This is a genomic window from Pseudomonas sp. Irchel s3h17 (assembly GCF_900187505.1).
Lineage (GTDB): Bacteria > Pseudomonadota > Gammaproteobacteria > Pseudomonadales > Pseudomonadaceae > Aquipseudomonas.
In genome coordinates this window covers 51,889-64,723 of the sequence record NZ_FYDL01000018.1, presented here as the reverse complement: position 1 = coordinate 64,723, position 12,835 = coordinate 51,889, and the positions used below count along the sequence as shown (strand labels likewise).

Sequence of the window (12,835 nt, the reverse complement as noted above, 5' to 3'; positions counted from 1 at the left end):
ATTCAATCAGCCTTATCAGCAGTGCGAACGGTAGGTTTACGGCGGGAAACCGGCGAGACATGGGCCGATCCGTTATTCAGGGCGATCATCAGCGCCGGCAGCCAGCGGCCCAGCAAGCTGAACAGATCACCGGCACCGACCTGGCGGTTGGCGGTTTTCAGTACACGGCCAAGGCATGCATCATCGTCGCGAGTGGACGGTGATGCCTTGAGCATGTCACGCAAAGACTGTTCAAACGGATCGTGCATACGCACCTCTCGTGATATCTGTGAAAGACGCGGTCGGAATTGTTCGGGTCACATGTACTTCCTTCACACCCAGCGCAAACGTCGATACAGCCACCATTGACCCAGCGCCACCAACACCATGGTCAGGCAGGCAATCAGAAAGCCATAGGCGCTTTCGGCGAAGGGAATGCCACCGACGTTGATGCCCAGCAACCCCGTCAGAAAACTCATCGGCAAAAAGATCCCGGTGATGATCCCGAAGCGGTACATCGTGCGGCTCATCTTGATGCTCAGGCGCCGGTCTTCGGCCTCCAGGACCAGGCCCACGCGCTCGCGGGTCAATTCCAGCTCCTCGAGGTAGCGCGTCAGGCTGTTGTTCAATTCGTTCCAGTAATCGCCGTCGTCCTCGACGAACCACGGCAGCTTGATCCGTGTCAGCTGGCCGAAAATATCCCGCTGGGGTGCCAGGAATCGCTTCAACCCAGCGGCTCGTCGACGGATCTGCAAGATGGAGTCATGCTCGGGAGCATACCGTTCGTCGGCATCCAGTTTTTCTTCTTCGGCATCGACGACTTCCGAGAGATCGCCCACCAGATCCTGCACCTTGTTGGTGAGGTACTGGGCCAGATAGAGGATCAGTTCGGAAGCGGTCTTCGGCCCCTTGCCCTCCTCCAGCCGTGCCAGCAACTCCTCGGTGGCTCGCAGGGGACGTAAACGCAGGGAGATGACCCGCTGGGCAGAGGCAAAAATCCGTACCGAGACCATGTCTTCCGGTACGGCTCCGGGGTTGAGGTTGACCCCGCGCAAGAACAGCAACAGCTCCGAGTCCGGCAGCGCCAGCAGGCGCGGCCGGGTGTTTTCCTCGAGCAGCAAGTCGCAACTGAACTCGCTCAGGCCACTGGATTGCCGCAACCAGGTGCGGGTTTGCGGGTGACTGCGATCCCAGTGCAGCCAAAGGCTTTCATGGGACTGCAGCTGCAGGTCATCCAGTTCAGTCCGGGCAATCGAACGCGCACCGCCTTTTCCATCGAGTACGAGGGCATGCACCAGCCCCCATTGCGCGTTGTCTTCCTCGAACATCCTCACCCCTGGTGTTTGCCTTGGCGCTTATTCTGGCATTTTCAACGGACTAGGCGAGATGATCACGCCATTGTTGTCCGCATAAACATAGTGCCCGGGGTGGAAGGTCACCCCGGCGAACGTGACCGCCACGTTGAGGTCGCCAACGTCGCGCCTGTCGGTCTTCATCGGGTGGCTGGCCAGCGCCTGCACGCCCAGATCGGTTTGCGCGATGACGTCGACGTCGCGAATGCAGCCGTAGATCACCAGCCCTTCCCAACCGTTCTTCGCCGCTTTCTCGGCCAGCAGGTCGCCCAGCAGCGCACGGCGCAGCGAACCACCGCCATCGACTACCAGCACCTTGCCCTTGCCGTCGAGCTGGACCTGCTCCTTGACCCGCGAGTTGTCCTCGAAGCATTTGATGGTAACGATTTCACCACCGAAGGAATCACGGCCGCCAAAATTGCTGAACATCGGTTCCAGCACCTGCACCAGTTCCGGGTAGGCATCGCACAGGTCGGGAGTGAGGTAATGGTCCATCGAGAAACTCCTGCAAGAGAAAGAACACGATTGTGGGCTGTCGAAAACCCCAAGGTTACCGTACTTGAAACGAGCATCGGCACCGGATGTTTATACATCGATGCCAATACGATCTCCCTCGTACACCACCTTCAGCATGCTCAAGCCGGGGCATGAGGCCTGCAGGGGCAATCCATCGGGCAACTGAAACTCAATGCCATGCCGCTGACAGCGCAAGACATTGCCCGCCAGCGTTGCGGTGTTCAATGGCGCGCCTTTGTGCGGGCAGCTGTCCACCAGCAACAATGGCTGATTATCCACTACCAGCAACAGCAGGCTACGCCCATCGACCTGAAATGTGCGCCGATAGCCCTCATTGAGATTGATCAGGCGCTCAAGTGGCACGAACATAAGCGTGGCTCAGTAACCGTTTGTGACCAGAACAGCTCATTTCGTCATATCTTAGCCGTTCGTGAATAAGAACGAAACGCCCTTGTTAGAGCGTCCGCTTCAGATCGCTGCGGCCAGATCGGGTCCTTGTGCCAGCAAGGGCGCCTGCTGATCCACCAGCCAGCGCCGTACCAGCGGCCAGACCTCGGCCTGCGCAGCCTTGCTGACCAGCATCTCGACATGCCCGAAATTGTCCGAAAAGCCCTGCTCACGCCCCAGGCAGATGAACTGCTTGTGCGGCGAGCCAACCTGCTCGAACAACTTGCGACAGGCCCAGTCCGGATCCTGATGATCGCTGCTGGCACTGACGGCCAGCACCGGCACCTGAACCTCGGACAACCCCGCCCACCAGTCTTTATCGGCGTCACCGAAGCGCCCGAACAGGCCGTACCAGCGCATGCCCTCCAGGGCCAGGCCAATCGGCTCGTCCTCCGGCCCACGCTTGAGACGAGCACCCGACAGTTGGGCGAAACGCTTGAGAATGAAGCGCCCGCTCCACTCCACCGGCGGTATTTTCAATGGCCAGTAGGTACGGCTGACCTGAGTACCGAAAAAGGCCGCGGAGGCAACCTCAGGCTCACCCAGGTACTGACCGCCCAAGGCGGCTGCCAGCGTGATGCCCCCCAGCGAATGACCGATCCAGTGCGGCACCTGCCCGCTCTGCTCGCGGACGAACGCGGCAATCGCCGGCAGGTCGTAACGGGCATAGTCGGCCACCCGGTTCTTGCGGTACTGCTGATTGCGCTGCGACAAACCGTGGCCGCGCATCTCCGGGATCCACACATCAAAACCGGCGCGCGCCAGGTAGGCGCCCAACCCCAGACCCTTGGGCGAAAACCAGAAACGCCGGTTGGAAAAACTGCCGTGCAGCAAGATGACCGGAACGCCGCGCACGGCGGGTTCATCGGCCATGCCCAGGCGGGTAACGGCCAGCTCAACGGTGCCGTCCGGGCTGTTGCCCGGCTTCAGGCGATAGACGTCCTCGCTCAGATCGCCGCGACGCTCGGCGCTGATCAAGGCGACAGGAAACAGGTTGCTGCTGCTTTGCATAATGTTCTTGCACAAAAAAGGGCGGCATCCACTGGAGCCCGCCCTGCTTGAATCTTAAAGCCTCGACCCACCGCAGCGGGTCGAGGCTTCATTCGCGTATCAGACCGCTGCCTGGCCTTCGGCCAGGAAGAACCAGGTTTCCAGAACGGAATCGGGGTTCAACGAAACGCTTTCGATACCCTGCTCCATCAGCCACTTGGCCAGGTCCGGGTGGTCGGACGGGCCCTGACCGCAAATACCGATGTATTTGCCGGCCTTGTTGCAGGCGGCAATCGCATTGGCCAACAGCTTCTTGACCGCCGGATTACGCTCGTCGAACAGGTGCGCAATGATGCCGGAGTCGCGGTCCAGGCCCAGGGTCAGCTGGGTCAGGTCGTTGGAGCCGATGGAGAAACCGTCGAAGAACTCGAGGAACTCTTCAGCCAGGATCGCGTTGGATGGCAGCTCGCACATCATGATGATGCGCAGACCATTCTCGCCGCGGGCCAGGCCATTCTCGGCCAACAGATCGATCACTTGGCTAGCTTCGCCCAACGTACGGACGAAAGGCACCATGATTTCGACGTTGGTCAGGCCCATCTCGTTGCGCACGCGCTTGAGGGCGCGGCATTCGAGCTCGAAGCAGTCACGGAACGATTCGCTGATGTAACGCGAGGCGCCACGGAAGCCCAGCATCGGGTTTTCTTCTTCCGGCTCGTAGAGCTTGCCGCCGATCAGGTTGGCGTATTCGTTGGACTTGAAGTCCGACAGACGCACGATGACCTTTTTCGGGGTGAACGCAGCGGCCAGGGTGCTGATGCCTTCAACCAGTTTGTCGACATAGAAGCCAACCGGATCGTCGTAACCAGCGATGCGCTTGTCGACGCTGTCCTTGATTTCTTGCGGCAGACCGTCGTAGTTCAGCAGCGCCTTAGGGTGCACACCGATCATACGGTTGATGATGAATTCCAGACGGGCCAGGCCCACACCGGCGTTCGGCAGTTGCGCGAAGTCGAATGCGCGATCCGGGTTGCCGACGTTCATCATGATCTTGAACGGCAGCTCCGGCATGGCGTCGACGGAGTTTTTCTTCACATCGAAGCCCAGTTCGCCTTCGAAGATGAAACCGGTGTCGCCTTCGGCGCAGGAAACGGTCACGCCCTGGCCGTCTTTCAACAGCTGGGTGGCGTTGCCGCAGCCGACAACGGCCGGAATACCCAGTTCACGGGCAATGATCGCCGCGTGGCAGGTACGGCCGCCACGGTTGGTCACGATGGCACTGGCACGCTTCATCACCGGTTCCCAGTCCGGGTCGGTCATGTCGGACACCAGCACGTCGCCCGGCTGGACTTTGTCCATCTCGGACACGTCCTTGATGATGCGGACCTTGCCGGCGCCGATGCGCTGGCCGATGGCACGGCCTTCCACCAGCACGGTGCCGGTTTCCTTCAACAGGTAACGTTCCATGACGTTGGCCTGGGTGCGGCTCTTCACGGTTTCCGGACGGGCCTGCACGATGTACAGCTTGCCGTCGTCACCGTCCTTGGCCCACTCGATGTCCATCGGGCACTTGTAGTGCTGCTCGATGATCATCGCCTGCTTGGCCAGCTCGCTGACTTCGGCGTCGCTCAGGCAGAAACGTGCGCGATCAGCCTTGTCGACGTCGATGGTCTTGACCGACTTACCGGCCGTGGCCACTTCGCCGTAGATCATCTTGATGGCTTTGCTGCCCAGGTTGCGACGCAGGATGGCCGGACGACCGGCTTCCAGCGTGCCTTTGTGGACATAGAATTCATCCGGGTTCACCGCGCCTTGTACGACGGTTTCACCCAGGCCGTAGGCGCCGGTGATGAACACCACGTCACGGAAACCCGATTCGGTGTCGAGGGTGAACATCACGCCGGCAGTGCCGGTTTCCGAACGCACCATGCGCTGCACACCAGCAGACAAGGCCACCAGCTTGTGGTCGAAGCCCTGGTGCACGCGGTAGGAAATGGCGCGGTCGTTGAACAAGGAGGCGAACACTTCCTTGGCGGCGCGGATGACGTTCTCGACACCCCGGATGTTCAGGAAGGTTTCCTGCTGACCGGCGAAGGACGCGTCCGGCAAGTCTTCGGCGGTAGCCGAAGAACGCACGGCAACCGCCATGTCCGGGTTACCGGCCGACAGGCTGGCGAACGCAGTGCGGATCTCGGCGTTGAGACGCTCCGGGAACTCGGCTTCCATGATCCATTGACGGATTTGCGCGCCGGTCTTGGCCAGGGCGTTGACGTCATCGACGTCCAGCGCATCGAGCGCGGCGTGGATCTGGTCGTTCAAACCACTTAATTCGAGAAAATCACGATAAGCCTGAGCTGTCGTGGCGAAGCCACCCGGGACCGATACACCGGCACCTGCAAGGTTACTGATCATCTCGCCCAGGGATGCGTTCTTGCCCCCCACATGCTCCACATCATGGACGCCGAGCTTATCGAGGGAAACTACGTACTCTACCAAGGTGATCTCTCCACTAACTGTGTTGGAAAAGCTCAGGGCACTGGCCGCTCTTCATGAGCATTTGCCAGCAATATGGCCTGGACCTGGAAAATAAGTGAGAATGCCAGCCAATCCAGGCCGACAAATCGCGCCTATCATATCCAAGAATCGTCACAAGTGTCCTGTGTTGCAGATGCGTGCCTTTTTGGCGAGTGACTGTTGTTGCCAGACAAGGCGCCGCGACAAGTCATAGCTGGCTATGGCGAGGAGCGGCAACGTAGTATGGCAACAACCGGCGCCGCCTAAAAGGCACGCATCTGTGACACAGGACACTCACTTAAGGCCCAAGGCGCAAATGAAACGATCTGCTTTCTTTATCTCCGATGGCACGGGCATTACGTCCGAAACTCTGGGTCAAAGCCTGTTGGCGCAATTCGAAAACATAACCTTCAGCAAAGTCATTCGTCCGTACATCGACAACGCCGACAAAGCGCTGGCCATGGTACAACAAATCAACGCAGCCGCCGAAATGGACGGCTTTCGCCCGATCATCTTCGACACAATCGTCAATCAGGACATACGTGAGATTCTCGCCACCTCCAATGGTTTCATGATCGACATTTTTTCCACCTTCCTCGCCCCGCTGGAGCAGGAATTGAGCGAGCACTCCTCGTACTCGGTCGGCAAGTCCCATTCCATTGGCCACAACTCCAATTACATGGAGCGTATCGAGGCGGTGAACTTCGCCCTGGACAACGACGACGGTGCCCGTACCCATTACTACGACAAGGCCGACCTGATCCTGGTGGGCGTGTCGCGCTGCGGCAAAACCCCCACCTGCCTGTACATGGCCATGCAATTCGGGATCCGCGCGGCCAACTACCCGCTGACCGAAGACGACATGGAGCGCCTGCAACTGCCCAATGCCCTGCGCGCCCACCAGCACAAGCTGTTCGGCCTGACTATCGACCCGGACCGCCTCACGGCGATCCGCAACGAGCGCAAGCCCAACAGCCGCTATTCGAGCTACGCCCAGTGCGAGTTCGAGGTGCGCGAGGTGGAAAACCTGTTCCGCCGCGAGAACATCCCGCACATCAACTCCACCCATTTCTCCGTGGAAGAAATTTCCGCGAAGATCCTCGTGGAAAGAGGCGTGGAGCGGCGCTTTAAATAGTTGTCCCCCCTATGCACCCTCCTGACCTGCAGCGTGCACGCCGTCAATCAAGGATGAACGCTGCCACCGTGGCGAGGGAGCTTGCTCCCGCTGGGGCGCGAAGCGCCCCCTTCACAAAACGATCACAGTCTTTCAGATCACACTCGGCGAACCATTCTGGGGCTGCTGCGCAACCCAGCGCGAGCAAGCTCGCTCGCCACGGGGTATGTATCTGCTACCCCCGCTCCTTGACGCACCGGTCAGATCACGAACAAGTCCATGAAACGGTTGACCGGTGTCGCTTCGAGTGCAGCCTGATCTTTGCACAGGGCAAGGATCTGCGCCGAACGCTGGGCGGTGAACCGGGTGGCCAGGTTCGCCTTGAACTTGTCCTCCAGCAATGGAATGCCTTCGACCCGGCGCCGACGATGTCCGATCGGGTACTCCACCACCACATTCTCGGTGCTGGAGCCGTCCTTGAAAAACACCTGCACCGCATTAGCGATCGAGCGCTTGTCGGCTTCCAGATATTCGCGTGTGTAGCGTGGTTCCTCGACGATAACCATCTTCTCGCGCAACACATCGATGACCGGGTGCGCCGAATGAAAGGCGTCTTCGTACTGCTCCGCCACCAGGTTGCCGAAAGCCAGAGGGACGGCGGTCATGTACTGGATGCAGTGGTCACGGTCGGCGGCATTGGCCAGTGGGCCAACCTTGGAGATGATGCGGATCGCTGACTCGTGGGTGGTGATGACGATCTTGTCGATTTCATGCAGGCGATTGCGCACCTGCGGATGCAACGTCACCGCCGCCTCGCAGGCAGTTTGCGCGTGGAATTCGGCCGGAAAACTGATCTTGAACAGCACGTTTTCCATGACGTAGGTGCCGTACGACTGCGAGAAACTCAAGGCCCGCCGGTCTTCGGACTTGAGCGCCAGGTCCTTGTTGGTGTGACTGAACAGCACATCGTAGAAACCCCACTGCGGTGCGGTCAGCACGCCCGGGATGCCCATTTCGCCGCGCAGTGCGATGTCCGCCAGGCGCGCGCCTCGACTGGAGGCATCGCCCGCCGCCCAGGACTTGCGCGACCCGGCATTCGGCGCGTGACGATAAGTGCGCAACGCCTGGCCATCGACAAAGGCGTGGGACAACGCCGATAACAGTTGCTCGCGGTTAGCGCCCATGAGTTTGGCCGCCACGGCGGTAGACGCGACTTTGACCAGCAGCACATGATCGAGACCGACCCGATTGAAGGAGTTCTCCAGTGCAATCACCCCTTGTATCTCGTGGGCCATGATCATTGCGTCCAGCACCGCCCGCATGGTCAACGGCGCCTCGCCATTGGCGACGCGTTTTTGCGACAGGTGATCGCTGATCGCCAGAATCGCCCCCAGATTGTCCGAGGGATGGCCCCACTCCGCTGCCAGCCAGGTGTCGTTGTAATCGAGCCAGCGCACGATGCAGCCGATGTCCCAGGCGGCCTTGACCGGATCCAGGCGGTAACTCGTACCGGGAACACGCGCGCCACAGGGCACGACGGTGCCTTCGACGACAGGCCCCAGGTGTTTGGTGCATTCGGGAAAGCGCAGGGCCAACAGGCCGCAGCCCAAGGTGTCCATCAGACAATTGCGAGCCGTGTCCAAAGCCTCTTGGGACTCGATCTTGAAGCTCAGTACGTAGTCGGCAATGTCCTGCAGGACCTTGTCGTAGTCGGGGCGGTTGTTCAGGTCAACGTTGGCGCTCATGTTCGATTCACTCGGCAAGTGGTTCGTAAATGGGGTTAGGTCGGACCTCGATTCAGGGCTAGCACAGACAGATGATCATTATTGTGGCGAACACATTTCCCGTGGCGAGGGAGCTTGCTCCCGTTGGGGCGCAAAGCGCCCCGAACTCCGCGATTTCATGGTGTCAGATACACCAGACTTATCGCTTTACGACTGCTTTGCAGTCGAGCGGGAGCAAGCTCCCTCGCCACGGTATTTCATTCATCCAGGCAACCGCGTTAGAACGAATCGCCCGGCACCCGCACCCAACCTTCCATCAACACCCGCGCACTGCGGCTCATGATGGCCTTGGTCACGGTCCATTCGCCGTCAACCCGACGGGCTTCGGCGCCGACGCGCAAGGTGCCCGACGGGTGTCCGAAACGCACGGCATTGCGATCAACGCCGCCGGCCGCCAGGTTCACCAGCGTGCCGTTGATGGCCGCGGCGGTACCAATGGCCACGGCTGCGGTGCCCATCATCGCGTGGTGCAACTTGCCCATGGACAGCGCACGCACCAGCAGGTCGATGTCCTGTGCCGCGACCGCCTTGCCGCTGGAAGAAACGTAGCCGGCAGCCGGCGCAACGAACGCCACCTTGGGAGTGTGTTGACGCTTGGTCGCTTCGTCGAGGTTCGAGATCAGGCCCATGCGCAATGCGCCGTGGGCACGAATGGTTTCGAACATGGCCAGCGCTTTCGGGTCGCTGTTGATGTCGCCCTGCAACTCGGCGCCGGTGTAACCGATATCCTGCGCATTGACGAAGATGGTCGGGATACCGGCATTGATCATGGTGGCCTTGAAGGTACCGACGCCAGGCACTTCCAGGTCATCCACCAGATTGCCGGTCGGGAACATCGAGCCACCCGCGCCCTCTTCCTCGGCCGCCGGACTGATGAACTCCAGTTGCACTTCAGCGGCGGGGAAGGTCACGCCATCGAGTTCGAAATCACCGGTTTCCTGCACCGCACCGTCGGTGACGGGTACATGCGCGATGATGGTCTTGCCAATGTTGGCCTGCCAGATTCGCACCACCGCCACGCCGTTGTCCGGCACGCGACCGGCATCGACCAGGCCGCTGCTGATGGCGAACGAGCCAACCGCCGCCGAGAGGTTGCCGCAGTTGCCGCTCCAGTCGACAAAAGGCTTGTCGATGGACACCTGGCCAAACAGGTAGTCGACGTCGTGATCGGCCTTGAGACTCTTGGACACGATCACCGTCTTGCTGGTGCTCGAGGTCGCCGCGCCCATGCCGTCGATCTGCTTTTCGTAAGGGTCGGGGCTGCCAATCACGCGCAGCAGCAAGGCATCGCGGGACGCGCCCGGCACCTGCGCCGCTTCAGGTAAATCCTGCAGGCTGAAGAACACGCCTTTACTGGTACCGCCACGCATGTAGGTCGCGGGAATCTTGATCTGAGGTACGTGAGCCATAGTATTCCTTGTGTGCCGGGACAGGGCGTCGGCGCCCTGCCCCGGCAGGTCGCGTTAGACGGCAACAGCCGATTCGAGGAAGTCCTGCGCGAAGCGCTGCAACACGCCGCCGGCTTCGTAGATCGAGACTTCTTCAGCGGTGTCGAGACGGCAGGTCACCGGTACCTGGACCTGCTCACCATTCTTGCGAGTGATGACCAGCGTCAGGGTGGCGCGCGGCGTGCGCTCGCCGATGACATCGTAGGTTTCAGTGCCGTCGATGCCCAGGGTCTTGCGGTCGGTGCCCGGCTTGAACTCCAGCGGCAACACCCCCATGCCCACCAGGTTCGTACGGTGGATACGCTCGAAACCTTCGGCGGCGATCGCTTCCACACCCGCCAGGCGCACGCCTTTCGCTGCCCAGTCACGGGACGAACCCTGGCCATAGTCGGCGCCAGCGATGATGATCAGCGGCTGCTTGCGTTCCATGTAGGTTTCGATGGCTTCCCACATGCGCATGACCTGGCCTTCCGGCTCGACACGGGCCAGCGAACCCTGCTTGACCTTGCCGTTTTCCTGAACCATTTCGTTGAACAGTTTCGGGTTGGCGAAGGTCGCACGCTGCGCGGTCAGGTGGTCACCGCGGTGGGTGGCGTAGGAGTTGAAGTCCTCTTCCGGCAGGCCCATTTTCGCCAGGTACTCGCCGGCGGCGCTGTCGAGCATGATGGCGTTGGAAGGCGACAAGTGATCGGTGGTGATGTTGTCCGGCAGAACCGCCAGCGGGCGCATGCCCTTGAGCGGACGTGCCCCGGCCAGCGCGCCTTCCCAGTACGGCGGACGACGGATGTAGGTGCTCATTTCGCGCCAGTCGTACAGCGGCGCGACTTTCGGGCCGGTGTCTTCGTGGATGGCGAACATCGGGATGTACACCTGGCGGAACTGCTCAGGCTTGACCGAAGCTTTCACCACTGCGTCGATTTCTTCGTCGCTCGGCCAGATGTCTTTCAGGCGGATTTCCTTGCCATCAACCACGCCCAGCACGTCTTTTTCGATGTCGAAACGGATGGTGCCGGCGATGGCGTAGGCGACCACCAGTGGCGGCGAAGCAAGGAACGCTTGCTTGGCGTATGGGTGAATCCGGCCGTCGAAGTTACGGTTGCCGGATAACACGGCGGTGGCGTACAGATCGCGGTCGATGATTTCTTGCTGGATCACCGGGTCCAGTGCGCCGGACATGCCGTTGCAGGTGGTGCAGGCGAAGGCCACGATGCCGAAACCGAGCTGTTCCAGCTCATCGGTGAGGCCCGCTTCGTCGAGGTACAGCGCCACGGTTTTCGAACCCGGCGCCAGGGACGACTTGACCCATGGCTTGCGGGTCAGGCCGAGCTTGTTGGCGTTGCGCGCCAGCAGGCCGGCGGCGATCACGTTGCGCGGGTTACTGGTGTTGGTGCAACTGGTGATGGCGGCAATGATCACCGCGCCGTCCGGCATCTGGCCGGGTACGTCTTCCCACTGGCCAGCGATACCTTTGGCGGCGAGATCCGAGGTCGCCAGGCGAGCGTGCGGGTTGCTCGGGCCGGCCATGTTGCGCACCACCGAAGACAGGTCGAAGGTCAACCCGCGCTCGTACTGCGCGCCTTTCAGGCTGTCAGCCCAGAGACCGGTCTGCTTGGCGTAGTTCTCCACCAGTTGCACCTGCTCGTCTTCACGGCCGGTGAGCTTGAGGTAGTCGATGGTCTGCTGGTCGATGTAGAACATCGCCGCGGTGGCGCCGTATTCCGGGGCCATGTTGGAAATGGTCGCGCGGTCGCCGAGGGTCAGCTTTGACGCGCCTTCGCCGAAGAACTCCAGCCACGCACCGACCACTTTTTGCTTGCGCAGGAACTCGGTCAGCGCCAGCACCATGTCGGTGGCGGTGATGCCCGGTTGCAGCTTACCGGTCAGTTCGACACCGACACTTTCCGGCAGGCGCATCCACGATGCGCGGCCGAGCATCACGCTCTCGGCTTCCAGGCCACCGACACCGATGGCGATCACGCCCAGGGCATCGACGTGCGGGGTGTGGCTGTCGGTGCCGACGCAGGTGTCAGGGAACGCCACGCCGTCACGCACCTGGATCACCGGAGACATTTTCTCCAGGTTGATCTGGTGCATGATGCCGTTGCCCGGCGGGATCACGTCGACGTTCTTGAACGCCTTCTTGGTCCAGTTGATGAAGTGGAAACGGTCTTCGTTGCGACGGTCTTCGATGGCGCGGTTCTTCTCGAACGCCTCTGGATCGAAGCCACCGCGCTCGACGGCCAGGGAGTGGTCGACGATCAACTGGGTCGGCACCACAGGGTTCACCTGGGCCGGATCGCCACCTTGCAGGGCAATGGCATCGCGCAGGCCGGCGAGGTCCACCAGCGCGGTCTGGCCGAGAATGTCGTGGCACACCACGCGGGCCGGGAACCACGGGAAATCGAGGTCTCGTTTGCGCTCGATGAATTGCTTCAGGGAGTCGGTGAGCGTGGCCGGGTCGCAACGGCGTACCAGGTTTTCCGCCAGCACGCGGGAGGTGTACGGCAGGGTGTCGTAGGCGCCGGGCTGGATAGCCTCGACCGCCGCGCGGACGTCGTAGTAATCCAGGTGGCTGCCGGGCAGCGTTTTACGGAATTCTGTGTTCATCGGTCAGGACTCGGGGCACGGTAGTTTCAAAGAGTGGGGCCTGGCGCCAGATTTGAAGTTCACACCATCCTCTGTAGGAGCGAG

At 61.0% G+C, this 12,835-nt stretch carries 10 protein-coding genes; 1 reads left to right on the top strand and 9 read right to left on the bottom strand.

What is annotated here, in order from left to right; all coding sequences use genetic code 11:
• Positions 1-2: 2 nt before the first annotated feature.
• The 6 genes from CKW25_RS22480 to ppsA all read right to left on the bottom strand — a co-directional run bounded on the left by CKW25_RS22480 (position 3) and on the right by ppsA (position 5,780).
• The gene (locus CKW25_RS22480) at positions 3-248 is read right to left on the bottom strand and encodes a CrfX protein (protein ID WP_095082672.1); all 246 of its coding nucleotides are present in this window, start codon (positions 246-248) and stop codon (positions 3-5) included.
• 63 nt (positions 249-311) lie between these two features.
• Positions 312-1,307 carry a zinc transporter ZntB gene (locus tag CKW25_RS22475; protein ID WP_095082670.1) on the bottom strand — a complete coding sequence of 332 codons (996 nt, stop codon included), beginning with the start codon at positions 1,305-1,307 and terminating at the stop codon, positions 312-314.
• Between the two features lie 27 nt (positions 1,308-1,334).
• On the bottom strand, positions 1,335-1,826 hold the full coding sequence (rraA, locus tag CKW25_RS22470; protein WP_095082669.1) for a ribonuclease E activity regulator RraA: 492 nt from the start codon (positions 1,824-1,826) through the stop codon (positions 1,335-1,337).
• A gap of 90 nt (positions 1,827-1,916) precedes the next feature.
• Positions 1,917-2,216, bottom strand: a complete 300-nt coding sequence (locus CKW25_RS22465) for a Rieske (2Fe-2S) protein (RefSeq protein ID WP_095082667.1) — start codon at positions 2,214-2,216, stop codon at positions 1,917-1,919.
• Positions 2,217-2,315: 99 nt separating this feature from the next.
• Positions 2,316-3,305, bottom strand: a complete 990-nt coding sequence (locus CKW25_RS22460; protein WP_095082666.1) for an alpha/beta fold hydrolase — start codon at positions 3,303-3,305, stop codon at positions 2,316-2,318.
• A 99-nt stretch (positions 3,306-3,404) separates the two neighbouring features.
• Positions 3,405-5,780, bottom strand: coding sequence for a phosphoenolpyruvate synthase (gene ppsA / locus CKW25_RS22455; RefSeq protein ID WP_095082665.1), 2,376 nt, complete (start codon positions 5,778-5,780; stop codon positions 3,405-3,407).
• 334 nt (positions 5,781-6,114) lie between these two features.
• Here ppsA and CKW25_RS22450 point away from each other — a divergent pair, with 334 nt between their 5' ends.
• On the top strand, positions 6,115-6,933 hold the full coding sequence (locus CKW25_RS22450; protein ID WP_095082664.1) for a pyruvate, water dikinase regulatory protein: 819 nt from the start codon (positions 6,115-6,117) through the stop codon (positions 6,931-6,933).
• 239 nt (positions 6,934-7,172) lie between these two features.
• Here CKW25_RS22450 and prpD read toward each other — a convergent pair whose 3' ends face one another.
• The 3 genes from prpD to acnD form a co-directional block, all read right to left on the bottom strand.
• The gene (prpD, locus tag CKW25_RS22445) at positions 7,173-8,657 is read right to left on the bottom strand and encodes a 2-methylcitrate dehydratase (RefSeq protein ID WP_095082662.1); all 1,485 of its coding nucleotides are present in this window, start codon (positions 8,655-8,657) and stop codon (positions 7,173-7,175) included.
• A 257-nt stretch (positions 8,658-8,914) separates the two neighbouring features.
• Positions 8,915-10,105, bottom strand: coding sequence for a 2-methylaconitate cis-trans isomerase PrpF (gene prpF, locus CKW25_RS22440; RefSeq protein WP_095082661.1), 1,191 nt, complete (start codon positions 10,103-10,105; stop codon positions 8,915-8,917).
• A 54-nt stretch (positions 10,106-10,159) separates the two neighbouring features.
• Positions 10,160-12,751: a Fe/S-dependent 2-methylisocitrate dehydratase AcnD gene (gene acnD / locus CKW25_RS22435; RefSeq protein ID WP_095082660.1), complete on the bottom strand. Its 2,592-nt coding sequence runs from the start codon at positions 12,749-12,751 to the stop codon at positions 10,160-10,162.
• Positions 12,752-12,835 lie beyond the last annotated feature (84 nt).

Excerpts from the sequence above, each read along its gene's own strand:
- CKW25_RS22480 (WP_095082672.1), bottom strand. The coding sequence starts at position 248 with ATGCACGATCCGTTTGAACAGTCTTTGCGTGACATGCTCAAGGCATCA.
- CKW25_RS22475 (WP_095082670.1), bottom strand. The coding sequence starts at position 1,307 with ATGTTCGAGGAAGACAACGCGCAATGGGGGCTGGTGCATGCCCTCGTA.
- rraA (WP_095082669.1), bottom strand. The coding sequence starts at position 1,826 with ATGGACCATTACCTCACTCCCGACCTGTGCGATGCCTACCCGGAACTG.
- CKW25_RS22465 (WP_095082667.1), bottom strand. The coding sequence starts at position 2,216 with ATGTTCGTGCCACTTGAGCGCCTGATCAATCTCAATGAGGGCTATCGG.
- CKW25_RS22460 (WP_095082666.1), bottom strand. The coding sequence starts at position 3,305 with ATGCAAAGCAGCAGCAACCTGTTTCCTGTCGCCTTGATCAGCGCCGAG.
- CKW25_RS22450 (WP_095082664.1), top strand. The coding sequence starts at position 6,115 with ATGAAACGATCTGCTTTCTTTATCTCCGATGGCACGGGCATTACGTCC.
- prpD (WP_095082662.1), bottom strand. The coding sequence starts at position 8,657 with ATGAGCGCCAACGTTGACCTGAACAACCGCCCCGACTACGACAAGGTC.
- prpF (WP_095082661.1), bottom strand. The coding sequence starts at position 10,105 with ATGGCTCACGTACCTCAGATCAAGATTCCCGCGACCTACATGCGTGGC.
- acnD (WP_095082660.1), bottom strand. The coding sequence starts at position 12,751 with ATGAACACAGAATTCCGTAAAACGCTGCCCGGCAGCCACCTGGATTAC.